This window comes from Methylobacterium sp. 77 (genome assembly GCF_000372825.1).
GTDB lineage: Bacteria > Pseudomonadota > Alphaproteobacteria > Rhizobiales > Beijerinckiaceae > Methylobacterium.
In genome coordinates this window covers 2,603,386-2,629,257 of the sequence record NZ_KB910516.1, presented here as the reverse complement: position 1 = coordinate 2,629,257, position 25,872 = coordinate 2,603,386, and the positions used below count along the sequence as shown (strand labels likewise).

Below are 25,872 nucleotides of genomic sequence, written 5' to 3'. Positions count from 1 at the left end.
GTCCAACCCCCTCACGCAGCCCCGTGCCGGTGGCCAAACGCCCGATGCCGGACCCAATTCGGGCAGGCACCGAGCCTTGCCGTGTTTCGGCGTGCCCGACTGCCGTTTCATACGGTTCAGCCGCGCAACACGGGACGCCGAGCCGATCGAATTCGGCTCGCGCTGGTTTTAGGACAACGATCTTGCGATTAGGTTGATGCCCGACGCAAGGCGCCGGGCAAAGATTTCCCTATTCGGCTGCGGCCTGACGAGGGGTTTCGCCAAGTTCGAGAGCTGCGAGGTACTTTTCAGCCTCCAACGCGGCCATGCAGCCCATGCCGGCCGCGGTGATCGCCTGACGATAGACATCGTCGGTGACGTCGCCGGCGGCGTAGACGCCGGGAATTGCTGTCTCGGTCGTCCCCGGCCGGGTTTCGATGTAGCCGCCATGGCGCATGGCCAGCTGCCCCTCGAAGATACCGGTCGCCGGCTGATGTCCGATGGCGACGAAGACGCCATCTGCCTTACGCTCGGTAATCTCGCCGGTGCGAACGTCCTTCAGTCGCAGATGCGTGACGGATGGCGGCGTCTGAGTTCCGCAGATTTCCTCGATCGCATGATGCCAGACGACCTCGACCTTCGGGTGCTTGAACAGGCGCTCCTGGAGGATGCGCTCGGCACGGAACTCGCCGCGGCGGTGGACGACCGTCACCTTCGAGGCGAGGTTGGCGAGGTAGAGCGCCTCCTCGACGGCGGTGTTGCCGCCGCCGACCACCACGACTTCCTTGCCGCGAAAAAAGAACCCGTCGCAGGTAGCGCAGGCCGAAACGCCGAAGCCCTGGAACTTGGCCTCGGAGGGAAGGCCGAGCCATTTCGCCTGCGCGCCCGTCGCGATGATGAGGGCATCGCAGGTGTAGGTTTCACCGGAATCGGCTTCCAGCTGGAAAGGGCGCGTCTGAAGATCGACCTTGGTGATGTATTCAGACACGATCTTGGTGCCGACATGCTCGGCCTGGAGCCGCATCTGCTCCATCAGCCATGGCCCCTGGATCGGATCAGCGAAACCGGGATAATTCTCCACATCGGTGGTGATCATCAGCTGACCGCCCGGCTGGAAGCCGGAGATCAGCAATGGCTCGGCCATGGCTCGGGCGGCATAGATGGCTGCAGTATAACCCGCAGGCCCGGAGCCGATGATGATAAGCTTGGAGTGATGAGGGGCCATAGTTCTAAAGTCTCCTACGACCGCGTCGCAGGTGCCAACCTGGAGCGGTGCTCGATATAGGCGCAAGCCATAGCTTGTGCGATGGCCGGCGTCGCGTCGAGAGGTGTGTAATGCAAATCTTCCAGGCGGCCGACGAAGGGCTTTAAAGCACCTGCCATTGCCAACCCAGCAAAGAGCCGCCTGTGCCGAATATAGGTGTTGGGAAGATCGAAGAGAAGCACCGGCGCCCCGCTGCTCACAGCTTCACCCACCATATTGGCCGAATCGGACGTTACGACGATCGCATCGGCCAGGGCCAGCATCGACACGTAGGGGTTCGCGCCCGTGCCGTCCCAAAAGAACCCGCCTTTCTGCTCGACGAGGCGGTGTAGCGCCGTCCTTAACGGCGCTGGGGTGCGACGGGACACCGTGAGCATCAGGGAGGATCCGCTCTCGGAGAGTTTCGTCAGGTTGGCGAGCAGCCGCTTCATATCGGCCGCGCGATAGCTCAGATGCCGGCTGTCTCCGCCGATCAGCACGGCGACGCGAGGTTTCTCGAATCCGATCAGGCGTGGATCAGGCGAGCGGCGTGCCGCCGCCAACCGCGCTGCCGTGACTTGGTGGGGCGCGGTGAGCGTCGTGAGGACGTTCGGCCCGCGAAGATCGTCGTAATCCGGCACCCAGATGAAATCAGCGGTATCGTGCCCGGTGCGAGGGTCCTTCAGGAACGCGGTGAAGGTTCGGCCCTTCGTGGCCTTGCGGATGGCGCGAAGATACGGAACCGCGCGGCGTCCGGAAGCGATGACGATCTCGGGAAAGGGGCCCGACAGGGCGCCCCCCCGATGGCCCGGGCGGTCGCGCGGGTCGATCGGCCCCCACGGAGCGAGCCAGCCGAAGGGAGGTCGCGGCGACACCCTGCGGATCTCGAAATCGAGCCCGAGCGTCTCGGCGATCCCGATGCACTGATTTTCGTCGCCGGCCTTGCCATCGGTGACGATCCAGGCGCCGACATGGGGGAGCTGGGTCGGAGAGGCTTCTCCAGCAGATCGCATCATGCCGGACGCTCCCGATATCGACATGGCCGCGTCAATTGGAGGGGAATGCCCGGCGCAGCCAGCCGGCATAATGCTGAGCGATCGCGGCAACGCGGCGGCGTTCCGAATCCGGATCGTACCACGCCCCGCCCGAACTCGATGGAAGTGCTGAAAGCTGCGGATGGCGGGCGAGAACCTCGCCGCGACGACCAACGATCAGGGCTTCTCCCTCGAGGTAATCGGATTGCGAGCCGCCGCCGAAGCCGCTGCGCCCGCCCTCGCTCCCGGTATAGGGCCTGAGTGAGAGGCTCGTGATGCGGACCACCAGGACCGGACCGGCACCGCCGAGTCTCTCGGCGAACTCGCTCTTCAGCGCCCCGAGAAGGTCACCGCGAAGTGCCTCGGCAGGGGCGCCGCCTCCCTGCGCCAAAAGCGGACCGACATCGACGCGAATTTCCGACAGACGCGATGCGCCAAAGGACGAAAGCCCTTCGGCCCCGACCGGAGAAACCATGGCCAGAGCGGCGGAGATCGCTACCATCGCTCGTCTCCAGCCAGCGATAGGCCGGCCGAATGCAGTCTGGCGCATGTTGCAAGCCTCAGGCGTCAGACGCCGTACTGGACCGCGACGACCTCGTAGGATTTGCCGCCGCCCGGCGTGGTCACTTCGACCGTATCGCCGACGCCCTTGCCGATGAGAGCACGGGCGATGGGCGACGTGATCGAGACCAGGCCCGAACGAACATCGGCCTCAGGTTCGCCCACGAGCTGATAGGTCTTCTCTTCCTCGGTATCCTCATCGACGAGCCGCACGGTCGCGCCGAACTTGATCTTGGTGCCCGACAGCTTGGTGACGTCGATGACTTCGGCCCGGGCGATCATGCTCTCGAGCTCCATCACGCGCCCCTCGTTATGGGACTGCGCCTCCTTGGCGGCATGATACTCGGCATTCTCCGACAGGTCGCCGAGGGCCCGAGCTTCGGAGATGGCCTGGATGATGCGCTGGCGCTCCACCTGCTGGCGATGCTTCAGCTCGGCTTCCAGAGCAGCGAACCCGCGCACCGTCATCGGAACCTTGTCTATCGTCATCGTCTCGCGCCACAATGAATAGGCCCGGTCGGGGGCGGAACGCTCCCTCCGGGCCAGAGTAAGATGGTTCTGAAGCCTTGGCAGTTGCTGTGTCCATCCAAGACGGACACGACATCAAATGTTAGGCTGCGAAGTATTCTTGCAAGGCGCGGACTTGGAGATCACCCTCGAGATAGGCCTTGATCCCCTCGGCCGCTGCCATCGCTCCAGCTAGAGTGGTGTAGTACGGCACTTTATGCAAGAGGGCCGCCCGGCGCAGGGAGCGAGAGTCCGACAGCGCACCCGCGCCTTCCGTGGTGTTGAACACGAGTTGAATGTCGCCGTTCTTGATCGAATCGACCACGTGCGGTCGGCCTTCGAGAACCTTGTTCACACGCTCGGTCGGAACGCCGTTCTCGACGAGGTAGCGCTGCGTTCCGCTCGTGGCGACGATCGTGAACCCGGCCTCCGACAATTGCCGGATCGCCGGCAGGATACGCGGCTTGTCGGCATCGCGCACGGAAACGAATACCGCGCCGCTCTTCGGAACCAGGGTGCCCGAGCCGAGCTGACTCTTGGCGAAGGCGACGCCGAAGCTGGCGTCGAGGCCGATCACCTCGCCGGTGGACCGCATCTCGGGTCCGAGCAGCACGTCGACGCCGGGGAACCGCGCGAAGGGGAAGACCGCCTCCTTCACGGCGATATGGTCGAGCACCTTCGGCTGCAGGTTGAAGCTCGCGAGGGGCTCGCCGGCCATGACCCTCGCCGCGATCTTGGCGATCGGCTCGCCGATGACCTTGGCCACGAAGGGCACCGTGCGCGAGGCCCGCGGGTTGACTTCCAGCACATAGATCGTGCCGTCCTTGATCGCGTATTGGACATTCATCAGGCCGCCGACACCGAGTGCCATGGCCATGGCCTTGGTCTGCCGCTCCAGCTCGGCCATGGTCTCCGGCGAGAGTGAGCGCGAGGGCAGCGAGCAGGCGGAATCGCCGGAATGGATGCCGGCTTCCTCGATGTGCTCCATGATGCCGGCGATATAGACGTCCTTGCCGTCGCAGATCGCATCGACGTCGATCTCGGTGGCATCCGACAGGTAGCGATCGAACAGGAGCGGATTCTTGCCCAGCACCGTGTTGATCTGCCCCGTCTTGTCGTTGGGATAGCGCGACTTCACGTCGGACGGGATCAGGCTCGGCAAGGTGTCGAGGAGGTAGTCGGCGAACTGCACCTCGTCGCGGATGATCGCCATGGCGCGACCGCCGAGCACGTAGCTCGGGCGCACCACGAAGGGCAGGCCGAGATCCGAGGCGACGAGCCGGCTCTGCTCCACCGAATAGGCGATGCCGTTCTTCGGCTGCTTCATCCCGAGCTTGTCGAGGAGGCGCTTGAACTGGTCGCGATCCTCGGCGAGGTCGATGGCGTCCGGCGAGGTGCCGAGGATCGGCACACCGGCGGCTTCCAGGGCGCGGGCGAGCTTCAGCGGAGTCTGGCCGCCGAACTGGACGATGACGCCGTGAAGCGTCCCGGCCTGGCGCTCGGTCTCGATGATCTCGAGGACGTCCTCCTGCGTCAGCGGCTCGAAATAGAGCCGGTCGGAGGTGTCGTAATCCGTCGACACCGTCTCCGGATTGCAATTGACCATGATGGTTTCATAGCCGGCCTCGGTGAGCGCGAAGCAGGCATGACAGCAGCAATAGTCGAACTCGATGCCCTGTCCGATCCGGTTCGGGCCGCCGCCGAGGATGATCACCTTCTTGGCATCGGTGGGCTGAGCCTCGTCGACCACCGTTCCCGCAAAGGGCGCCACATAGGTCGAGTACATGTAGGCGGTGGGTGCCTTGAACTCGGCCGCGCAGGTGTCGATGCGCTTGAAGACCGGCCGCACGCCCATAGCCCGGCGGGCGGCGCGGACGCTGTCCTCGTCGGTCTTCGCGAGCACCGCGAGGCGCGCGTCGGAGAAGCCGGCAGCCTTGAGCTGACGCAGCGCTCCGGGCGTGGTGGGAATGCCGTGCGCCTTCACCCGGTTCTCGAGATCGATGATCGCCTGAAGCTGCTCGAGGAACCACGGATCGATCTTGCACGAGGCATGGACCTCCTCGTGGCTGACGCCGAGGCGCAGGGCCTGTCCGACCTTCAGCAGCCGATCCGGCGTCGGCGTGCCGAGGGCCGCCTTGATCGCATTGTGGTCGTCGCCCTTGCCGAGGCCTTCGATCTCGATCTCGTCGAGGCCGGTGAGGCCGGTTTCGAGGGAGCGCAGCGCCTTCTGCAGCGATTCCGCGAAGCAGCGCCCGATCGCCATGGCCTCGCCCACCGACTTCATCGCGGTGGTCAGGGTCGGCTCGGCGCCCGGGAACTTCTCGAAGGCGAAGCGCGGGATCTTGGTGACGACGTAATCGATGGTCGGCTCGAACGAGGCCGGGGTCGCGCCGCCGGTGATGTCGTTGGCGATCTCGTCGAGGGTGTAGCCGACGGCGAGCTTGGCCGCGACCTTGGCAATGGGGAATCCGGTGGCCTTCGAGGCCAGGGCAGACGAACGCGAGACGCGCGGGTTCATCTCGATGACGATCATGCGGCCGGTAGCCGGGTCGATGGCGAACTGCACGTTCGAGCCACCGGTCTCGACGCCGATCTCGCGAAGCACCGCCAGGGATGCATCGCGCATCACCTGATATTCCTTGTCCGTCAGCGTCAGGGCCGGCGCGACGGTGATGGAATCACCGGTATGGACGCCCATCGGGTCGATGTTCTCGATGGAGCAAACGATGATGCAGTTGTCGTTCCTGTCGCGAACGACCTCCATCTCGTATTCCTTCCAGCCGAGGACGGATTCCTCGATCAGAACCTCGTTGGTCGGCGAGGCGTCGATGCCGCGCTCGACGATGTCGAGGAATTCCTCCCGGTTATAGGCGATGCCGCCGCCGGTGCCGCCCATGGTGAAGGACGGGCGGATGATCGCCGGCAGGCCGACCTCGGCAAGAGCGATCAGCGCCTGCCCGATGGCATGCTCGCCGTAGCGCTTGCGCCGGTCGGATTCTCCCGCGTGCCACTTCTTCTCGAATGCGGCGAGCGCAGCCGTTCGCGCCGAGGCTTCGGTCGCGGTCTCGATCCTGGCGATTTCGGCGAGATACTTCTCGCGGTCCACCTTCTTGGCGGCGGAGGCGTTGGCGACCGCCGATTTCGGCGTCTCAAGGCCGATCTTGGTCATGGCGTCGCGGAACAGCTGCCTGTCCTCGGCCTTGTCGATGGCCTCAGCCGTGGCGCCGATCATCTGGACGTCGAATTTCTCCAGAACGCCCATCTTCTTGAGGGACAAGGCGCAGTTCAACGCGGTCTGGCCGCCCATGGTCGGCAGGAGGGCGAAGCCGCCGGGAACGACGTGACGCTCTTTCTCGATGATCTTGGCGACGATTTCCGGGGTGATCGGCTCGACATAAGTCGCATCGGCCATGTCCGGGTCGGTCATGATCGTGGCCGGGTTCGAGTTGACCAACACGATCCGGTAACCCTCCTCGCGCAGGGCCTTGCAGGCCTGCGTGCCCGAATAGTCGAACTCGCACGCCTGACCGATCACGATCGGACCGGCACCGATGATGAGGATCGTGGAGAGGTCGGTGCGTTTCGGCATCGGGCGCCTTGGCTTGCGGGCACGCGCGCCCGACAAGCGCGGCGCCACACTCTCGAGGCGGGCCGGATGTGAGCGCGTGCGGCGTGAATGATCGTTGGGCCTCGCGTCTACACCCCGAATGCCGGTTTTGGAAGAGCTCTGAACGGCTTGAGCAGGTCCGTGCCCGGCTCTGGCGTGATCGAGCAATCACCGAATGATCGAAAGCTTTCATTGTTATAAATTTTAGTTATCGAGAAATTTTGCTTGGTCGATGGCAATCGTGTATTTGCAATGATCGACGGAGGGTCGACTTTTATCAAGAATAAGTCGAGGGAAGAGATGAAGAAATTCGGAGTGTTCTCCACCGTCACGGCTTTCTGCATGGCCGTTGCCGCGGTCGGCGCCACCGCCGCCGAGATCACCGTGAAGACACTGAACAGCGGACCCGGGGGAGCGATGGTATTCGATCCGTCCTTCGTGAAACTCGCGCCGGGCGACAGCATCAAGCTCGTGCCGCAGGACAAGGGTCACAACGTCGAGTTGATCAAGGGAATGGCCCCCGAAGGCGCAGAGACCTTCAAGACGGTCCTGGGCAAGGAAGAGAGCGTCAGGTTCGACAAGCCGGGCATCTACGGCGTGAAATGCTCGCCGCATTACCTCATGGGCATGGTCGGCCTGGTGATCGTCGGGGACAAGCCGGACAATCTGGAAGCGGCCAAGACCGTCGACCACAACAAGCTCGCCAAAAAGCGCTTCGACGCTCTTTTCGCGCAGCTTCCATGAGGGAGGTCGGAGGCGGTGTCGTGCCGCCTCCGGTCATCCCGATCGGACCTCTCAGACGCCGATATACAGGGCTGCGACCGCACGATCGATCGAGAGGTAGAACACGCCGAACGCGATCAGGGCGGCGGCGGCAAACTCAACGGCGACGTTGGGGAGCGTCTGCGAGCGGCGGATGATCTCCCGGCCGAAATACAGGCTGACCCAGGCGATGGTCAGGATCACCGGAAGCACGAAGAGAAACGACCACGTGCTCTCGACGCGGTCGATTCCGCCGGTCGGATCGATCAGGGCGCGGATGTTGCGGACCCACGGAGCGTAGCAGGCGGAGTAGAGCGCCGTCATCCAGGCAAGGCCGACGGCCACGCCGAGATGGAACGTGAAGACCCGATGCAGCCGCGAGAAATCGTCCCGCGCGTCGTCGAACGTCATATGGAAATCCCCGATCCTGGCCCGCCGGACGATCTTTGAAAGCGTCGTCGCTCGAACGGCCCGTTGATGATTCGGGAATGCCGGCCAAAGCTGGATTTTTTATGACGGGCGCGGGAACCAATCGACGATCGGCGAATCCAAGCTGGCCGACCTCGCCCATCCTTACGCCACGCGCACGGACTCCCGGATGAGGCCGATCTGTCCGGGACGTCCGAGACTTACTCGCTGGTCGCGACCAGCGTCTCGGCCTTGCCGCTGCGCATCAGCGTCACGAACCGCTCGAACAGGTAGTGGCTGTCGCGTGGGCCAGGCGAGGCTTCCGGGTGGTGCTGCACCGAGAAGGCCGGGCGGTCGGTGAGGGTGAGACCGCAATTCGAGCCGTCGAACAGCGAGACATGCGTCTCGACGGCGGTGTCCGGCAGGCTCGCCGGATCGACAGCAAAGCCATGGTTCATCGAGACGATCTCGACCTTCCCCGTCGTCTTGTCCTTCACCGGGTGATTGGCGCCGTGATGGCCCTGGGCCATCTTCACCGTGCGGCCGCCCAGCGCGAGTCCCATCAGCTGATGCCCGAGGCAGATGCCGAAGGTCGGCACCTTCTCGTCGAGGAGCGTACGGATCACCGGCACCGCGTATTCGCCGGTAGCGGCCGGATCGCCCGGTCCGTTGGAAAGGAAAACGCCGTCCGGCTTCATCGCCATGATATCGGCGGCCGAAGTCGTGGCGGGCACGACGGTTACGTCGCAACCGGCTTCGGCCAGCAGGCGCAGGATGTTGCGCTTCACCCCGTAATCGATGGCGACGACCTTGAGGCCCTCGCCGATCTGCCTCGTGCCGTAGCCGCCCTTCACCGCCCAGGTCGTCTGCGACCAGTCGGAGTTCTCGCGGCTCGTCACCGGGGGCACGAGGTCGAGACCTTCCATGGGGGCGAGAGCGGCGGCGCGCGCCTTCAGCGCTTCGCGGTCGAACGCTCCGGCCGGATCGTTGGCGATGACGGCATTGGGCATTCCGTGATCGCGAATGAGCGCGGTCAGCGCCCGGGTGTCGATCCCGGTGATGCCGACGATGCCGCGCGCCTTCAGCCAGGCGTCGAGATGGCTCGACGAGCGCCAGTTCGACGGATTGGTGACGGCCGAGGCGATGACCGCGCCGCGCACGCCGGAGGCCGGGGCCGCGTCGAGGCTCTCCAGGTCTTCGTCGTTGGTCCCGGTATTGCCGATATGCGGGAAGGTGAAGGTGACGATCTGGCCGGCATAGGATGGGTCGGTCAGGATTTCCTGATAGCCGGTCATCGCGGTGTTGAAGCAGACCTCACCATCCGCCGCTCCGGTCTGCCCGATACCGAAGCCTTCGAGAATGGTCCCGTCGGCGAGGACGAGGAGAGCGGTGGCCACTGGCTCTGCCCAGGGAGCGGGCGTGGAGGAAAGCCGCGCCTGGGCGCCTTCGTCTTGCAGCATCGTCGCGATCTCGCTTATGTCCGGCCGACCCATCGACGCCGGTGCGACGGCGCGTGCAGGTGGCGCATTGTGCGGCGCTCATAACGAGCGGGCCGTGATGGGGTCAATGTGGCCCCTGTCTTCGACCGGCTCAACCACCTCGATTCGCCGATCACCGCAATTCGTCGACCATTTCAGACGCTTACGACGATTCTCAGGAGACGACCATGCTGCGCGCCCGCCTCACCACCGAAATGAAAGAGGCCATGAAGGCCGGCGACAAGGCGAAGCTCGCCACCGTGCGGATGATTCAGGCCGCGTTGAAGGACAAGGACATCGAGGCGAGAGGTCTCGGCAAGGAGCCGGCCTCCGAGGAGGAGATCCTCGCGCTGCTGCAGAAGATGATCAAGCAGCGCAACGAATCGGCCGGCGTCTATGATCAGGGCGGCCGCCCCGAACTCGCGGAGAACGAGCGGGCCGAGGTCGCGATCATCGCCGGCTACCTGCCGCAGCAGATGGACGAGGCGGAGACCAAAGCCGCGATCGAAGCCGCCGTCGAGGAAACCGGCGCGGCCGGTCCGAAGGACATGGGCAAGGTCATCGCCGTGCTGAAGAGCAAGTTCGCCGGCCGGATGGATTTCGGCAAGGCCAGCGGATTGGTGAAGGATGTGCTGAACGCCAAGGCGTAAGGGCCGGGGCGGTATGGGCAGGGTGCGTCGAAGCGTTCGGGACTCCTTAAACGCGCTCGGCTAGAATGCCGGCCTGCAAAGGTCCGGTCCTCCCGTGCGTTACCCACCCCATATCCTCGAAGAGATCAGAGCCCGGCTTCCCGCCTCGGATGTGGTCGGGCGTCGGGTCAGGCTGAAGAAGGCGGGCCGCGAATGGCGCGGCCTGTCGCCGTTCAATTCGGAAAAGACGCCGTCCTTCTACGTGAACGATCAGAAGCAGTTCTATCACTGCTTCTCCTCGGGCAAACACGGCGACGTCTTCACCTTCCTGATGGAGACCGAGGGCCTGAGCTTTCCCGAAGCCGTCGAGCGTCTGGCCGGCGAGGCGGGCGTGACTCTGCCGGCTCCCAGCGCCGACACGCGGGAGATGGAAACCAAGCGCACCGGCGCCTTCGAGGTGATGGAACTGGCGGCCGGCTATTACGAGGATCAGCTCAAGGGCCGTCTCGGCACCAGCGCCCGCGCCTATCTCGACCGGCGCAGCCTCGGCCCTGAGATTCGCTCGCGCTTCCGGCTCGGCTATGCCACGTCGGAGCGCTATGGGCTGCGTGATTATCTGGCCGCGAAGGACGTCGACAAGGAGTTGATGGCCGAACTCGGCCTGCTGGTGAGTGGCGACGACATCGCCGTGCCGTTCGATAAGTTTCGCGACCGGGTGATGTTTCCCATCACCGACAGCCGGGGCCGGGTCATCGCCTTCGGTGGGCGTGCGATGCAGGCCGACGCCAAGGCGAAGTATATGAATTCGCCTGAGACGCCGCTCTTTCACAAGGGGCAGGTGCTCTACAATCTGCATGGCGCCCGGAAGGCCGCTCATGATCGCGGGACGATCATCGCGGTGGAGGGCTATGTCGACGTCATCGCGATGACCATGGCCGGGCATCCGAATGCCGTGGCACCGCTGGGTACGGCGCTGACGGAAGAGCAGCTCGCGCTCCTCTGGCGCAACGCCGACGAGCCGATCCTGTGTTTCGACGGTGATGGTGCCGGCCAGCGCGCGGCTTTCAGGGCCCTCGACGTGGCCCTGCCGGGGCTCACGCCCGGCAAGTCGCTTCGGTTCGCGCTTCTGCCGGAAGGGCAGGATCCCGACGACCTGCTTCGTTCCGCCGGCGCCTCGGCCATCGACCGAGTTCTCGAAGGGGCGCGGCCCCTCGTGGAGGTGCTGTGGTCGCGCGCTACGGAGTCGACGCCCACCGATACGCCCGAGCGCAAGGCCGGCCTCGCCAAGGGTCTGCGCGAGATGGTCGCCTCGATCCGGGACGAGACGGTGCGACGGTTCTACAAGGATGAGATCGAGGGGCGACTGCGGGCCTTGTCGCCCGGGGGTAGTAACGGCGGCCAGCGCCGGAACGGCTACGAGCCTCGGAATGTCGGAACCTCGACGTTCCAGCGCCGCCCGAGGCCGGGCGATCCGCCGCCTTCGCCGCGAATCACGACGAAGTTCAATCCGCTCTATGCGGGCTCGACGAATTCCGGCGGGACGGCGATGTTCCGGGATCGCGAGGCGATGATCGTCTCAAGCCTGCTGGCCCACCCGGAACTGTTGGGGATAGAAGCCGAGGATCTGGCGGCGCTGGAACTCGACGATCCCGATGCTCAGGCGCTTCGGTCGCTCCTGCTGGACCAGGCCGCCGACGCCGACCAGCCCGATGTCGAGGTTCTGGAGAGCCGTCTGCGCAGGGCAGGGCTCGAAGCGGCGGCGGCGCGGCTTGCCTCTCATGTCAGGCCGGGAGACCGATGGACGCTCGATCCACATGCCGACCGGATGCGTCTGGAAGACGCATTGCGTCAGGCCGTGATCTTGCACCGGAAGTCTGGAGCGCTAAATAGCGAGCTTCGCTCTGCCGAGAGAGCATTGGTCGAGGATGAATCCGAGGCCAACTTCGCTTGGCTATGCGACGTCAAGGAACGTATGGCCGTGATCGCAGGGGCAGAGGCAGACGCCGACGTGCCAGAATCAGACGATACGGCGGCCGCGTAGCCCGCGATGAATTGAGATTTGGGGCGCCTTTCGAGGCGCATGGTTAACAGTCGGTCAAGCGTATCGCTTGTACACCGAGATATGCGATATCGACGCGGTCGCTTCGTGCGCGCCGTACATCACTTGAATGGCGGCGTTGACGACGCGGAGTGAGCCGAACGCTCCCGCTCAACGCGACCAGGACAACAATAGGCGGAACATGGCGACGAAGGCAACGGAACGGGACGATACGGATGCTGCTCCGGAGCAACAGACCGACGGACCGCTCCTCGATCTGACCGATGCCTCGGTCAAGCGGATGGTGAAGCTCGCCAAGAAGCGCGGTTACATCACCTACGAGGAGATCAACGAGGTGCTGCCCGAGGGCCAGTCCGATCCGGACCAGCTCGAGGATGTGCTGTCGCAGCTCTCCGAAATGGGCATCAACGTCGTCGAGGCGGAAGAGACCGAAGATGCCGGCGGCGACAAGCCGGCGAGCGGCGAGGCGTCCGACGACGACGACGCTGCCGAGGGTACGGAAGTCGCCGAGATCGCCCCGGCCAAGCCATTGGCCGTGCGCGAGACGACCGCCAAGGAGCCGACCGACCGCACCGATGACCCGGTGCGCATGTACCTGCGCGAGATGGGCTCGGTGGAGCTTCTCTCCCGCGAGGGCGAGATCGCGATCGCCAAGCGTATCGAGGCCGGCCGCGAGGCAATGATCGCGGGCCTCTGCGAAAGCCCGCTGACGTTCCAGGCCATCATCATCTGGCGCGACGAGCTCGTCGACGGCCGGGTGCTCCTGCGCGACATCATCGATCTCGAAGCCACCTATGCCGGCCCGGACGCGAAGAACGCGCCGCAGCTTACCGAGGGCGAAGAGAGCGAAGATTCCGAGGCCGAGGCGCCGATCCCCGCCGAGGGCAGCGACGACGACGACGACATGGAGAACAACGTCTCGCTCGCGGCGATGGAAGCCGAGATCAAGCCGCGCGTTCTCGAGACGTTCGACAACATCGCCAACAACTACAAGAAGCTTCGCAAGCTCCAGAACGAGCATGCCGAGCTGAAGGCCGGCGGCGGCACGCAGACCTCCGGGCAGAACCAGAAACAGAGCGATCTCAAGGATACCGTCGTCGCCGACGTGAAGTCCCTGTCGTTGAACTCGAACCGCATCGAGGCGCTGGTCGAGCAGCTCTACGACATCAACAAGCGACTGATCAGCCATGAGGGCCGCCTCATGCGCTATGCCGAGAGCCACGGCGTCGCCCGCGATGAATTCCTGCGGCACTACCAGGGCTGGGAACTCGATCCGAACTGGATGGAGCGGGTCGGTAAGCTCGGCGGCAAGGGCTGGAAGAACCTCGTCGAGAAAGGTGCCAAGCAGGTCGCCGACCTGCGTGAGCAGATCCTGACTCTCGCCTCCGAGACGGGGCTGGAGATCGGCGAGTACCGCAAGATCGTCAACATGGTCCAGAAGGGCGAGCGCGAAGCCCGTCAGGCCAAGAAGGAGATGATCGAGGCCAACCTCCGCCTCGTGATCTCGATCGCCAAAAAATACACCAATCGCGGCCTGCAGTTCCTGGACCTGATCCAGGAGGGCAATATCGGCCTCATGAAGGCCGTCGATAAGTTCGAATATCGCCGCGGCTACAAGTTCTCGACCTACGCCACTTGGTGGATCAGGCAGGCGATCACCCGTTCGATCGCCGATCAGGCCCGGACCATCCGCATCCCGGTCCATATGATCGAGACGATCAACAAGATCGTCCGCACGTCGCGCCAGATGCTGCACGAGATCGGGCGCGAGCCGACCCCGGAGGAATTGGCCGAGAAGTTGGCCATGCCTCTCGAGAAGGTGCGAAAAGTCCTCAAGATCGCTAAGGAGCCGATCTCGCTCGAGACGCCTATCGGCGACGAGGAAGATTCGCATCTCGGCGACTTCATCGAGGACAAGAACGTCGTCTTGCCGATCGACGCGGCAATCCAGTCGAACCTGCGCGAGACCACCACGCGCGTTCTGGCTTCACTCACGCCGCGCGAGGAGCGCGTGCTGCGAATGCGCTTCGGCATCGGCATGAACACCGACCACACTCTCGAAGAGGTCGGCCAGCAATTCTCGGTGACCCGCGAGCGTATTCGTCAGATCGAGGCGAAGGCGCTCCGCAAGCTGAAGCACCCGAGCCGCTCGAGGAAGCTGCGGAGCTTCCTCGACAACTAAGAACGAAACGTCCCGCTCGTCGGGATGAGAGATGTCTCGGACCATTACGACAACGGCGCACCTTTCGGTGCGCCGTTGTCGTTGAGGCTGGCTCTTTAAAAAAAGCCGATTTCTCAATCGCTTCCGGCCAGCGAAGGATCGAACCCTCGCCCTCTCGAATAGATGCTCTCGGAATCGGGCATGCCGCGCCCTACACTCGGGCTCACGTTACCCGTGACCTTCGGCTTATGCCGATGGGCCCTCGCTCTGCAGCCGTCACACAGCGATGAGATCGCCCGTTCGCCGCGCCGAGCGATTCGTTTGTTGAAGGCGGCCTGGCGACGGACGCTGGCCTCGTTCGCTTGCGCGAAGCTCGATGCCGTCGGCTTGAAAGCATGGTCTCCCGGATTGGCGGGAGCTGGCATCGGATTGTTGGCGGATGGGAGCAATGCAGGCTCCGCTCCTGCGGTTCCTTGGAGCGCGAGGAGCGTCACGACGGCGAAAGACGCGAGTGCGATACGCATAGGCAAGCTCGATGACATGAAAGAACGTCTGCGTCCCGTGCGACCGGTGATGGTATTTTTCACCTTATCATGGCACGACTTGAGCGACACCCGACTTCGGAAATCGTGACGATCTTCGCGGCACCCGTTGCCGCTCGCCCCTCTCCGACCCACCTTGGCGTTATGCTTGAACTCGGTCCGCCTCATCCTCCGCCGACTGCCGATGCAGACGGATCGGAGGCCAACGACGTTCCGTTCGGCGCATTGCAGGATTGCGTGGCATTGCGGGATTGGCTGCTGAGCGAAGGTGCGCGTCTGCCGCAGGCTGACGACCTCCTGGCCGGGATGTCGGAGCGGCTGAACGGACTTGGTGTGCCGGTCGATCGTGCTTCGACCGCCATCGACACGCTGCACTCCGAATATTCCGGTGTCGGCCGCTTCTGGACTCGTGAGACGGGATCGACGGTCCGCCTGTTCCCGCACGGAGATGCGTCCGACAGGGCCTATCAGGAGAGCCCTTTCTTCACTGTCCACGAGACCGGCGAATGGCTCATCGTCGACCTGAAACAGCCGTTGGATCTGCACTACTCGATCATTCCCGACCTGAAGGCCGGGGGGTACACCCATTACATCGTCGCACCGTTGTTCTTCACCAACGGCACGCGTAACGGCATCACCTTCGCGACCCGCGCTCCCAATGGTTTTCGGGACGAGGACATCGCCATTCTGCGCTTCGTCATGCCGACCCTGGCGGCCGTGATGGAGATGCGGATCGTCAACAAGACGCTGGATCAGGTGCTGCGCATCTATGTCGGCGACGAGCCTCACCGCGCGATCCTCTCGGGTGACATCCGCCGTGGGCAGGTCAAGCGCATCCGCTCGGCGATCCTGTTCGCCGACATGCGTGACTACACCCAGATTTCGGCGAATATGACGCCGGAAGAGGCCGTCGATCTCCTCAACATTTTCTTCGATTGCCTTGTACCGGCGGTGGAGCGCGAAGGCGGCGAGGTGCTGAAGTATCTCGGCGATGGGTTGCTGGCGATCTTCCGCGAGCGCGGCGACGATCTCGGCGGTGCCGCCAAAGGCGCTCTCATCGCTGCCCGGACCGCTCTGTCCGCCCTCGACGAGGCCAATGCCATCGGCCGCTTCGCGCAGCCGGTCGTTGCCGGAATCGCGCTTCATCACGGTGAAGCCGCCTACGGCAATGTCGGCTCCGGCGCTCGGCTCGACTTCACGGTCATCGGCCGCGACGTGAATCTCGCGAGCCGGCTCGCCCGCTTGAACAAGACTCTCGGCGAGCCGCTTCTCATGTCGAAGCCCTTCGTCGATTTCCTCTGGGACGAGTCTGAATCCCTTGGGGAGCACGATCTCGACGGGTTCGTCGAGCCGATGGGCGTCTACCGGCCGGGGCGAACACCCGCAGCACTCTGAATACGGTTTCGCGCGTCCGGGGATTGACCGAAGCGTGATCCTTGCCCACATCAGGCACGTTCCAGGGAGATCCCCGTCAAGGGGCTGAGAAACCGATGAGCTTGGACCGTGAGTCCGGGCAGCGCGGAAATCCTTTGAACCTGAACCGGCTCATACCGGCGTAGGGATTGGACCGCGGGTTTTTCTCATCGGAAGCCCGGCATGCTTCGGATCAGAAGCGGAAGGACACCAATCTCTGCGGATCATCGCGGAGGTTCCTGTTGGACGTCTCAGCCACATCAACAATCGGTTCGCGCCGAACCACCGGTATCGCCATCGAAGCCGCTACGCTTCCTGAGCGAAGCGACGTCGTTGTCGTCGGCGCCGGGCTGATCGGACTTTCGTCGGCTTGGCGTCTGGCCGAGGCCGGTCTCACCGTGACGGTGATCGAGCGCGATACGGTCGGCGCCGGGGCGAGCCTCGCGGCCACCGGCATGCTGGCCCCAGCCGCCGAACACGAACCCGGTTCTGATCCGCTCCTGCCGCTGGCGTTGGAGAGCCTGGCGCGCTGGCCAGGGTTTCGTGACGATCTCCAGACCGCTTCCGGTATCGGCATCGACTACCGGGAGGAGGGGACCCTCGTGCTGGCGATCGGCCGCGACGAGGTCGACCGCCTGCGGTTTCGGCACGATCTGCAGGTCCGGTCCGGCCTCTCAGCACGCTGGCTTTCCGGAATGGAGGTTCGTGCCCGAGAGCCGGCTTTGCGTCCCTCGGTCACGGCCGGCCTGTTCTGCGCGGAGGATCATCAGGTCGATCCGCGCCTCGTCATGGCGGCACTCACTCGTGCCGCCCAGGCCGCCGGCGTCGTCATCGTCGAGCATTGTCCGGTCGAGGCGCTCGATTGGGAAGGCGGTCGTGTCCGTGGCGTGACGACGCCTCGCGGGCAGATGTCGGCCGGGGTCGTGATTCTCGCAGCCGGTGCCTGGAGCGGCGAAGCCGGGCTCCTCCCGGATGAACTCGCCCTGCCGGTGCGACCCTTGCGTGGCCAGTCGCTCGCTCTGAAGACCAACGCCCGGACGGGCAATCTCTCGCACATGGTCTGGACCGAGCAGGTTCACATGGCTCCGAAAGCCGACGGGCATCTCATCATCGGCGCCACTGTGGAGGATTGCGGCTTCGTTCCCGGCGTCACGGCCGGCGGCCTCTATGCTCTGCTGGAAGGGGCGAGGCGCGTCCTGCCCGGCATCGAGGAGATGGAAGTCGAGGCGGTCTGGAGTGGCTTCAGGCCGACATCCGACGATGATGCGCCGATCATCGACAGGCTCGCTCCCGGTCTCGTCGCGGCCACCGGCCATCATCGCAACGGCTACCTTCTGGCTCCCGCGACCGCAGATGCCGTCGCCGCCCTGATCGTCGAAGGTGCGCTGCCCGGTTTCGCTGGCGGCTTCGGCCTCGCCAGATTTCAGCGGCCGGCGCGCGCGGAAAGGAGGGCCTTCGCATGAGGCTCACCATCAACGGAAACCTGCGCGAGATCGAGGCCGCCGACCTTTCCGGCCTCTTCCTGATCGAGGCGGAGGAGACGGGAATCGAAAGCCCGCAAGGGATCGCGATTGCGTTGAACGGCACGGTCATCCGCCGACGCGACTGGGAGGCAACCCCGGTCGCGGAGGGCGACAAGGTCGAGATCGTGCGCGCCATGCAGGGCGGATAGGATAGTCGAAGGATCAAGCTCATGAACGGACACACGATCGAAGCCGCCGCCGAGGATGCGCTCGTCATCGCCGGCGTGGCCTTGAGTTCACGGCTCTTCATCGGCACGGCGGGTTATCCGACGCAGAGCATCATGGTCGATGCCGTCGAGGCTTCCGGGGCCGAGATCGTCACCGCATCGATCCGCCGGGTCTCGCTCCAGGGCCATGGGTCGGACACGGTGAGGCGCCTCAAGGGATATCGCTTCCTGCCCAATACCGCTGGATGCGAAACCGCGCGCGACGCGATCATGACGGCGGAACTGGCACGCGAGGCGCTCGATACGAACTGGATCAAGGTCGAGGTCATCGGCGATCGGGAAACGCTCTACCCGGACGTCTCCGAATTGCTGGAAGCCTGCCGCCATCTCGTCGATGACGGGTTCATCGTACTGCCCTATTGCAACGACGATCCCGTCGTGTGCCAGCGGCTCGCCGATATCGGCTGTGCGGCGGTCATGCCGATGGGGTCGCTCATCGGCTCGGGGATGGGGGTGGCCAATCCCGCCAATCTCGAACTGATCTGTCGACGCGCCAGCGTGCCCGTCATCGTCGATGCGGGAATCGGCACCGCTTCCGATGCCGTCGTGGCGATGGAACTCGGAGCAGCCGGCTGCCTCCTCAACACCGCCGTCGCCAAGGCCGACGATCCCGTGCGCATGGCCCGCGCCATGCGCCACGCCGTCGAAGCCGGCCGCCTCGCCCATCTCGCCGGCCGCATCCCCAAGCGGGGCCGCGCCGAACCGTCGAGCCCGCAGCTTGGTCTCGTCGGTTCGTGACGCCGGCTCTATCACCGCTTCTCGTCGTGACGGATCGAACGGGCAGCACGCGCCCCTTGGTCGAGAGAGTGGTTGCGTCGCTCTCGGGGGGCGCTCGCTGGATCTGGTTCAGGGATCGCGATCTCGACACGGCCGCGCGGCGATCCCTCGCTGAAGCGGTGATGCGTGCGGTGCGCATGGCCGGTGCCCGGCTTGTCGTCGGCGGAGACGTTATGCTCGCCCGCGCCGTCGGTGCCGATGGCGTCCATCTTGGCGGTCATGCGACTTTCGAGGACATCACCACGGCACGGCGCGATCTTCCGCCGGGGTGCCTGATCGGCGTCTCGGCTCATTCTCCAGACGATGTCGCCCGCGCCGAGCAGGCCGGCGTGGATTACGCCACGTTGAGCCCGATCTTCGCGACGCCGAGCAAGCCTGGATACGGGCCGGCACTCGGACCCGACGCTCTTCGGTCCCGTCGCGATCTGAGAATCCCGGTCTTTGCTCTCGGCGGCATCACATCCGAAAACCTCCATTCCTGCCGCGATGCCGGTTTTGCCGGAATCGTCGTCATGGGTGGGGTAATGAGAGCGGATGACCCGAGCGCTGCGGTGCGCGCCTACCTGAAAGCCTGGGACGGCAGAGGCTAGCGTGCCGCAGGGCCGTAAGGCGGCCGGGGGATAGCGCGGTGCGCGGCGCGCAGGGCCGCCGACCAACGCTCCCGGAGGTCGTGGAAGTACGATTCCCCCGCCTCGATCCGATGGCTGACCTCGAGGTCGAGAGCGCCGCGCCTCGCCACGGCAATATCGATGGGCAATCCGACACCGAGATTCGAGCGCATGGTCGAATCCATGGAGACGAGGCTGACCTTCAAGGCATCGTAAAGTTCGGTCTCGAATTTCACGGCACGGTCGAGGATCGGCTTGCCGTATTTATGTTCGCCGATCTGGAGGAACGGCGCATCGGTGCTGCACTCTATGAAGTTCCCGGCCGAGTAGATCAGGAACAGGCGCATCGGCTCGTTGCCGATCTGGCCGCCGAACAACAGAGAGATCGAGAACCGCAGGTTGGCCGCCTCGAACCCGGCCTTCTCGACGATGCGGACACGACGGATCGCCTTGCCGATGAGCTGGGCGGCCTGGAACATCGTCGTCGTTTCGGTGATCTTCAGCGTCGGCTCACCATCGTCGTCGGATACGCCCTCGGCGAGCATGCTCAGCACCGATTGTGTGATTGAGAGGTTGCCGGCCGAGGCCAGCATCATCACACGTTCGCCCGGGACGTTGAAGTGATGCAGCTTGCGGTAGGTCGAGATGTCGTCGAGTCCCGCATTCGTGCGGGTGTCGGCAACCATCACGAGCCCTTCCTCGACGAGGAGCCCGACGCAATAGGTCATGATACCGGTACCTCTGATGGCCCGCGATTCATCGGGCCACGCTGCATGGAATGAGACGTTAAGCCTGGATGGCGGCTTGAGCCTGTTCCACGCGAAGCTTCACTTCGAGCGTCTCAGTCCCGCCACCCATCCGGCTACCGCGGATCGGAGCCGCTCCCAGATAATCGAGCCCGATCGCGACGCGGATATGTGCCTCCGTCGTAGCGATACCATTGGCCGGGTCGAAACCCACCCAGCCGAGGCCGGGCACCAGGGCTTCCGCCCAGGCATGCCCCGCCTCCTGATCCTCCACGCCATCGGCGCGATGGAAATAACCCGAGACGTAGCGAGCGGGAATCTCCAGATGCCGCGCTGCAGCGATGAAAATATGTGCAAGATCCTGGCAGACGCCCTTTCCGGCCGCGAAGGATTGCGCGGCGGTGGTGCTGGCGCTGGTCGGGCCCGGCTCGAACACGACGGTGTCGTAGACGGCAGCAAGGAGGCGATGGAGGCAAGGCAGGACCGAGGAATCGCCCTCGTCGACCACGCTCTTGGCAAAAGCCTGAAGCTCGCTGTTGGCGACGGCGAGATCAGAGTCGCGCAGGTAGAACACGTCGGGCAGGCGTTCCACCGTGCCGCGAACGATGCCGTGCATCTCGTTGGTATCGACTTCGCCGGTCACCCGGATGGTCAGGGCATCGGCCGGCTCATCGGCCGTGAACCAGTGAGTGACGTTTCCGAATCCGTCCTCCCGCTCACTGATCCGCCCATCCACCGAAGGCTCGATCCGCCAGCGGCGGACATATTGTCCATCATGGTCGCGCGGGCGAAGGCGCAGAAGCTGGATGAGTCCGCGAGCCGGATGCTCATAGGTGTACGTGGTCTCGTGGAAGACGCGAATGCGCATGGACGTCTCTTGCAGAGCTCGGGATTCGGTCGGACCCTACACCAGATATTGCTCGATGACCGCCGCGCCGAGGCGATTGTTTTCCACGATGAAGGCGGTGACGAACTCGTGTAGCCCCGAGCGGAAGACCCGGTCGATGTTTTCGCTTTCGAGGCGAGCGAGCGTGTTGCTCGCAAGCCGCTGGCTCGCACCGCGCCGTCCATAGGCGTCGGCGATGAGATCCAGGTGTTCCACCAGCATGCCGTAGCAATTGGTGAGGGAGCGCGGCATCTGCCGGTTGAGGATGAGCAGGTCGGCCACCAGGAGCGGCTTGACGCTCTCGCGGTAGACCCAATGATAGGCGTTGAAGGCCGAGACTTCGCGCAGGATCGTGGTCCACTGGAAATAATCCAGGCTTCCACCGACCTTCTCCGTGGCGGGAAGGAGGATCCGATACTTCACGTCGAGAATACGGGCCGTATTGTCGGCGCGCTCGATCGCCGTACCCAGCCGGGTGAACCAATATGCGTCGTTGCGCAGCATGGTGCGATAGGCCGAGCCATCGAACGCGAGCGACACGCCCTTCACCCATTCGAGGAAGCGGCTGAACTCGTCGCGGTTGAGATCTCTGCCCTCGTAGTTGCGCAACTCGAGCCATGCGCCGTTGATGGCGTCCCACATTTCGGTGGTCAGCGCCGTGCGTACGGATCTCGCATTTTCACGCGCCGTCTCGATGCAGGAACGGATCGAAGATGGGTTGTGCGGCGAGAAAGCGAGGAAGTTGCACACCGTCGCTTCGTTGACGCTGTCGTAGAGTGGCTTGAACACTTCCGGGTCGCCGGCGGAGGCCAGGGCCGACGCCCATTCGTTGGTCTCGCCACCGCCGTAACTAGAGGGGAGGGCGGCGAGCCGGTGCGCCGCATCGAGGATGCGGGCAACGAACTCGGCCCGCTCGGCATAGCGCGAGAGCCAGTACAGATTGTCGGCGGTCCGGGATAGCATGGGCTTCCGTTAAGGCGATGGACGAGAAAACGATCCGCCTCGTTCCAGAGGCAGGCTCCGAAAGAGCGGATGGCGTAGGGTCAGGCGTCGAGCACCCAGGTATCCTTGGTGCCGCCACCCTGGCTCGAATTGACCACAAGCGACCCTTCCTTGAGAGCCACGCGGGTCAATCCGCCGGGAACGATCCTGATCTCGTCGGAACCGCATAGCACGAACGGCCGCAGATCGACGTGACGCGGCGCGACGCCCGAGGCGACGAAGGTCGGGCAAGTGGACAGGGCCAGGGTCGGCTGAGCGATGAACCCGTCAGGCGAGTGTCGCAGCTTGCGGCCGAAATCCTCGATCTCCCGCTTCGTGGCATGCGGACCGACCAGCATGCCGTAGCCGCCGGACCCATTGACCTCCTTCACGACGAGGTCGGCGAGGTTGTCCATGACATAGGAGAACGCCTCCTTCTCGCGACAGCGGAAGGTCGGCACGTTGTGCAGGATCGGCTCCTCGCCGGTGAAGAACTTCACGATCTCCGGCATGTAGCTGTAGACGGCCTTGTCGTCGGCGATGCCCGTACCGACCGCGTTGGCGAGGGTTACGGTCCCGCGCTCGTAAGCATTCATCAGGCCGGGAACGCCAAGTACGGAATCGGGGCGGAAGACGAGCGGATCGAGGAAATCGTCGTCGAGGCGGCGGTAGATCACGTCGACCCGGCGCGGACCTTCGGTCGTGCGCATGTAGACCACGTCGTCCTTGGTGAAGAGGTCCGACGCCTCCACCAGATCTACGCCGAGCTTGTCGGCCAGAAACGAGTGTTCATAGAACGCCGAATTGTAGCGGCCGGGGGTGAGCAGAACGACGGAAGGATCACGCGTCGCCGTCTGCGGAGCGAGGCTGCGCAAAGTCGCAAGAAGCGAATCCGGGTAATTTTCCACGGGCGCCACGCGGTGACGCGAGAACAGTTCGGGGAAGAGGCGTAGCATCACCTCCCTGTTCTCCAGCATGTAAGAGACGCCGGAGGGAGTGCGGGCGTTGTCCTCCAGCACGAAGAAATCGTTCTCCCCGGTGCGGACGATATCGATTCCGGCAATGTGGACGTAGAGGTCGTGCGGGACTTTGAAGGCACGCATCTCCATGCGGTAATGCGGGTTGCGATAGACCAGATCCGCCGGAATGATCCCGGCCTTGATGCATTCCTGGGCACCGTAGATGTCGCTGAGAAAGGCGTTGATCGCCGTCACGCGCTGCTTCAGCCCGCGTTCGAGGAAGCTCCATTCGGGCTTGGTAATCACCCTGGGGATGATGTCGAACGGGATCAGGCGCTCGGTGGATTCGTTGGCGCCATAGACGGCGAAGGTGATGCCGATGCGCCGGAAGAGCATCTCGGCCTGGCTGCGACGCGTGTTGAAGTGTTCGGGCGGCGTCGTATCGAGCCATGATTTCAGGCTGTCATAGGCCTCGCGAACCGCGGAATCGCCCATGGCGGCTCCGGGTATCCCATTCATCTCGTCGAACGCAGCGAGCGCCATTCGCGCCTCCCCTTTTATCCCGGCATCTTCGCAAGAGGCGCGCCATCGGTACGATGCGCGCCTCGAAGGAGGCCGACGTTTTCCCCGGACGAGCGCGGAGCGAGCGATCCAGGCAGTTCGATCATCAAAGTAGCACGTTCATATCAGCTTCAACCCTTTCAGACTCGCATGTCCATCGCGGCCGAGAATGACGTGGTCGTGGACGACAATTCCCAGCGGGTCGAGGATGGCGACGATCTCCCGCGTCATCTTGATATCGGCGGCCGACGGCGCCGGGTCGCCGGACGGGTGGTTATGGGCGAGGATGATGGCGGTGGCCGACAGTTCGAGGGCCCGGCGTGCGACCTCGCGTGGATAGACAGGAGTGTGATCGACGGTGCCCTGGCCCTGGACCTCGTCGGCGATGAGGTGGTTGCGCTTGTCGAGAAACAGAACGCGGAACTGCTCGCGGGCCGAGAACGCCATGGTCGCGCGGCAATATTCCAAGAGCGCCGCCCAGGAAGAGAGCAGGGGGCGCGCGGCGATAGCGCCTCGCGCGAGGCGGTGGCCTGCCGCCTCGATGAGCTTCAGATCGCCGATGACGCCCTGGCTGACACCCTCGACCTCCGCCAGCCGGTTCGGCTCCGCGCTCACCACCTCGGCGAAGCTGCCGAAGCGGCGGATCAGGGCCTTGGCCAGAGGCTTCACGTCCCGTCGCGGGATCGCGCGGAAGAGAACGAGTTCGAGGAGCTCGTAATCCGGCAGGGCATCGGAGCCGGCCTGAGCGAAGCGGGCGCGCAGCCGGTCGCGATGCCCGAGATAGTGCGGCGCCTCGAGCGCGGCCTCGCCGATGGACGATTCGATGGGGAGGCGCGGCATCGTCTTGCCTCCGGATTCCGTGACGTCAGGCGGATGGATTGACCGGCTGATGCAGGCCCTTGGGGGAGTAGGTGAAGACCTCGACCCCCGTCTCCGTCACCGCCACCGTGTGCTCGAACTGCGCGGACAGCGAACGATCCCGCGTCACCGCGGTCCAGCCGTCGGAGAGCACCTTCACTGCCGGTCGACCGAGATTGATCATCGGCTCAACCGTGAAGAATTGCCCGGGCTGGAACGCCACGTCGTAGCTCGGCTCGACATAATGCAGGATGGTCGGCGCATCATGGTAGGTACGCCCGAGGCCGTGACCGCAGAAGTCGCGGACCACCGAGCAGCGCTCGGATTCCGCATAGGCCTGGATCGCGCGGCCGATATCCGTGGTCGAGCCGCCCGGCTTGATCGCGGCGATGCCGCGCATGAGGCATTCGTGGGTGATCTCACACAGGCGTGCCGCCTTGCGCGGCACTTCGCCGACATAGGCCATCCGGCTGGAATCGCCGTGCCAGCCGTCGACGATCAGGCAGATGTCGAGATTGACGATATCGCCCTCGCGCAGTGGCTTCTCGTTGGGGATGCCGTGGCAAACCACGTGGTTGATCGAGGTGCAGATCGACTTCGGATAGCCGCGATAGAGCAGCGAAGCCGGGTAGGCGCCGTGGTCCATGGCGAATTCGTAGGCAAGCCGGTCGAGAGCTTCCGTGGTCACGCCTGGGCCTGTGGCTTCCATCAGCACGTCGAGGGCTTCCGCCGTCAGGCGTCCGGCCCTGCGCATGCCTTCGAACCCTTCGGGACCGTGGATCGGCGGACGAGGCGCGCGGCGTCCGCCTTCGACGACGGCCTGTTCGTTCTGGGTCATGACGCGTGCGGTTTCGTAAAAGCGACGGTGATCGATCTCTATCTACGGCGGCACGTGCGGGAGGCCAAGCCTCGACGATGCAAAGCGACCCGGTGATGATGGCTTTTCCGGTTCTGCGACCTGGGATGCGGGCTAGGCTTGCGCGAACGTCGGCGCTAGGTTTGAAGCGGCCGAGCGGGTAGAGGATGCCCCCGACGGAGCAATGGTGCCCGCGCGGGGTCTACCCCTGGCGGGCCAGAAGCAGGATCGGGCTATGGCTGACAAGGCGGTGCCGCATTTCCACAACGACCTTGGGGTCGCCGTGATCCATGTCGGCTCCAAGGAGTTCATGTGCATCGGCGCCAAGCCGCCCTTCGATCATCCGCACGTGTTCCTCGACATGGGGACCGATGAGGAGATCATCTGCCAGTATTGCTCGACACTCTACCGTTATCGGCCCGGCCTGAAGGCCGGAACGGCCGATCCGGCCGCGAGCGTCTGGGACGATCACAGCGCCAAGGCCGCCTGATCGCCCAAGCTCCCCCC

At 64.4% G+C, this 25,872-nt stretch carries 23 protein-coding genes and 1 riboswitch; of the genes, 10 read left to right on the top strand and 13 right to left on the bottom strand.

The window, feature by feature from the left end; genetic code table 11:
* Positions 1-229: 229 nt before the first annotated feature.
* The 5 genes from trxB to carB all read right to left on the bottom strand — a co-directional run bounded on the left by trxB (position 230) and on the right by carB (position 6,913).
* The gene (gene trxB / locus A3OK_RS0112455; RefSeq protein ID WP_019905206.1) at positions 230-1,204 is read right to left on the bottom strand and encodes a thioredoxin-disulfide reductase; all 975 of its coding nucleotides are present in this window, start codon (positions 1,202-1,204) and stop codon (positions 230-232) included.
* Positions 1,205-1,218: 14 nt separating this feature from the next.
* Positions 1,219-2,235: a mitochondrial fission ELM1 family protein gene (locus tag A3OK_RS0112450; RefSeq protein ID WP_155912152.1), complete on the bottom strand. Its 1,017-nt coding sequence runs from the start codon at positions 2,233-2,235 to the stop codon at positions 1,219-1,221.
* A 34-nt stretch (positions 2,236-2,269) separates the two neighbouring features.
* Positions 2,270-2,758, bottom strand: a complete 489-nt coding sequence (locus A3OK_RS0112445) for a hypothetical protein (RefSeq protein WP_019905204.1) — start codon at positions 2,756-2,758, stop codon at positions 2,270-2,272.
* Positions 2,759-2,823: 65 nt separating this feature from the next.
* On the bottom strand, positions 2,824-3,300 hold the full coding sequence (gene greA / locus A3OK_RS0112440; protein WP_196805485.1) for a transcription elongation factor GreA: 477 nt from the start codon (positions 3,298-3,300) through the stop codon (positions 2,824-2,826).
* A 127-nt stretch (positions 3,301-3,427) separates the two neighbouring features.
* Complete coding sequence (gene carB / locus A3OK_RS0112435) at positions 3,428-6,913, bottom strand: carbamoyl-phosphate synthase large subunit (protein ID WP_026597209.1); 3,486 nt, start codon at positions 6,911-6,913, stop codon at positions 3,428-3,430.
* Between the two features lie 360 nt (positions 6,914-7,273).
* Between carB and A3OK_RS0112430 the strand changes: the two genes are divergently transcribed.
* Positions 7,274-7,675, top strand: coding sequence for a pseudoazurin (locus A3OK_RS0112430; RefSeq protein ID WP_026597208.1), 402 nt, complete (start codon positions 7,274-7,276; stop codon positions 7,673-7,675).
* 51 nt (positions 7,676-7,726) lie between these two features.
* Here A3OK_RS0112430 and A3OK_RS0112425 read toward each other — a convergent pair whose 3' ends face one another.
* Positions 7,727-8,104: a hypothetical protein gene (locus A3OK_RS0112425; protein ID WP_019905200.1), complete on the bottom strand. Its 378-nt coding sequence runs from the start codon at positions 8,102-8,104 to the stop codon at positions 7,727-7,729.
* Between the two features lie 218 nt (positions 8,105-8,322).
* Positions 8,323-9,561 carry a glutamine-hydrolyzing carbamoyl-phosphate synthase small subunit gene (carA, locus tag A3OK_RS0112420; protein WP_019905199.1) on the bottom strand — a complete coding sequence of 413 codons (1,239 nt, stop codon included), beginning with the start codon at positions 9,559-9,561 and terminating at the stop codon, positions 8,323-8,325.
* Positions 9,562-9,767: 206 nt separating this feature from the next.
* Between carA and A3OK_RS0112415 the strand changes: the two genes are divergently transcribed.
* The 8 genes from A3OK_RS0112415 to A3OK_RS0112375 all read left to right on the top strand — a co-directional run bounded on the left by A3OK_RS0112415 (position 9,768) and on the right by A3OK_RS0112375 (position 19,500).
* On the top strand, positions 9,768-10,229 hold the full coding sequence (locus A3OK_RS0112415; protein ID WP_019905198.1) for a GatB/YqeY domain-containing protein: 462 nt from the start codon (positions 9,768-9,770) through the stop codon (positions 10,227-10,229).
* Positions 10,230-10,323: 94 nt separating this feature from the next.
* Entirely contained in the window at positions 10,324-12,249 is a 1,926-nt protein-coding gene (dnaG, locus tag A3OK_RS0112410) for a DNA primase (RefSeq protein ID WP_026597207.1), read from the top strand.
* Positions 12,250-12,448: 199 nt separating this feature from the next.
* A complete protein-coding gene (rpoD, locus tag A3OK_RS0112405; RefSeq protein WP_019905196.1) occupies positions 12,449-14,449 on the top strand; it encodes an RNA polymerase sigma factor RpoD in 2,001 nt (666 codons plus the stop codon).
* Positions 14,450-15,114: 665 nt separating this feature from the next.
* Positions 15,115-16,365: an adenylate/guanylate cyclase domain-containing protein gene (locus tag A3OK_RS0112395; protein WP_019905194.1), complete on the top strand. Its 1,251-nt coding sequence runs from the start codon at positions 15,115-15,117 to the stop codon at positions 16,363-16,365.
* A gap of 54 nt (positions 16,366-16,419) precedes the next feature.
* Positions 16,420-16,550, top strand: a riboswitch (TPP riboswitch).
* A gap of 75 nt (positions 16,551-16,625) precedes the next feature.
* Positions 16,626-17,846: a glycine oxidase ThiO gene (gene thiO / locus A3OK_RS0112390; RefSeq protein WP_036302812.1), complete on the top strand. Its 1,221-nt coding sequence runs from the start codon at positions 16,626-16,628 to the stop codon at positions 17,844-17,846.
* Complete coding sequence (gene thiS, locus A3OK_RS0112385) at positions 17,843-18,055, top strand: sulfur carrier protein ThiS (RefSeq protein WP_019905192.1); 213 nt, start codon at positions 17,843-17,845, stop codon at positions 18,053-18,055. Before thiO ends, thiS begins: the two co-directional genes overlap by 4 nt.
* Positions 18,056-18,076: 21 nt before the next feature.
* Positions 18,077-18,871, top strand: a complete 795-nt coding sequence (locus A3OK_RS0112380) for a thiazole synthase (protein ID WP_019905191.1) — start codon at positions 18,077-18,079, stop codon at positions 18,869-18,871.
* Positions 18,868-19,500: a thiamine phosphate synthase gene (locus tag A3OK_RS0112375; protein WP_026597206.1), complete on the top strand. Its 633-nt coding sequence runs from the start codon at positions 18,868-18,870 to the stop codon at positions 19,498-19,500. The genes A3OK_RS0112380 and A3OK_RS0112375 overlap by 4 nt, the downstream gene beginning before the upstream one ends.
* On the opposite strand, the gene A3OK_RS0112370 is transcribed toward A3OK_RS0112375, so the two are convergent.
* From A3OK_RS0112370 to map, 6 genes are all read right to left on the bottom strand, one after another.
* Positions 19,497-20,246, bottom strand: a complete 750-nt coding sequence (locus A3OK_RS0112370) for a peptidase (RefSeq protein ID WP_019905189.1) — start codon at positions 20,244-20,246, stop codon at positions 19,497-19,499. The genes A3OK_RS0112375 and A3OK_RS0112370 overlap by 4 nt on opposite strands.
* A 58-nt stretch (positions 20,247-20,304) precedes the next feature.
* Positions 20,305-21,132, bottom strand: coding sequence for a transglutaminase family protein (locus tag A3OK_RS0112365; RefSeq protein ID WP_019905188.1), 828 nt, complete (start codon positions 21,130-21,132; stop codon positions 20,305-20,307).
* A gap of 36 nt (positions 21,133-21,168) precedes the next feature.
* Positions 21,169-22,113, bottom strand: coding sequence for an alpha-E domain-containing protein (locus tag A3OK_RS0112360; RefSeq protein ID WP_019905187.1), 945 nt, complete (start codon positions 22,111-22,113; stop codon positions 21,169-21,171).
* 80 nt (positions 22,114-22,193) lie between these two features.
* Entirely contained in the window at positions 22,194-23,633 is a 1,440-nt protein-coding gene (locus A3OK_RS0112355) for a circularly permuted type 2 ATP-grasp protein (protein ID WP_019905186.1), read from the bottom strand.
* Positions 23,634-23,771: 138 nt separating this feature from the next.
* Positions 23,772-24,491, bottom strand: a complete 720-nt coding sequence (gene radC / locus A3OK_RS0112350) for a DNA repair protein RadC (RefSeq protein WP_019905185.1) — start codon at positions 24,489-24,491, stop codon at positions 23,772-23,774.
* Positions 24,492-24,516: 25 nt separating this feature from the next.
* Positions 24,517-25,347, bottom strand: coding sequence for a type I methionyl aminopeptidase (gene map / locus A3OK_RS0112345; RefSeq protein WP_019905184.1), 831 nt, complete (start codon positions 25,345-25,347; stop codon positions 24,517-24,519).
* 253 nt (positions 25,348-25,600) lie between these two features.
* Between map and A3OK_RS0112340 the strand changes: the two genes are divergently transcribed.
* Positions 25,601-25,855 carry a zinc-finger domain-containing protein gene (locus tag A3OK_RS0112340; protein WP_019905183.1) on the top strand — a complete coding sequence of 85 codons (255 nt, stop codon included), beginning with the start codon at positions 25,601-25,603 and terminating at the stop codon, positions 25,853-25,855.
* Positions 25,856-25,872 lie beyond the last annotated feature (17 nt).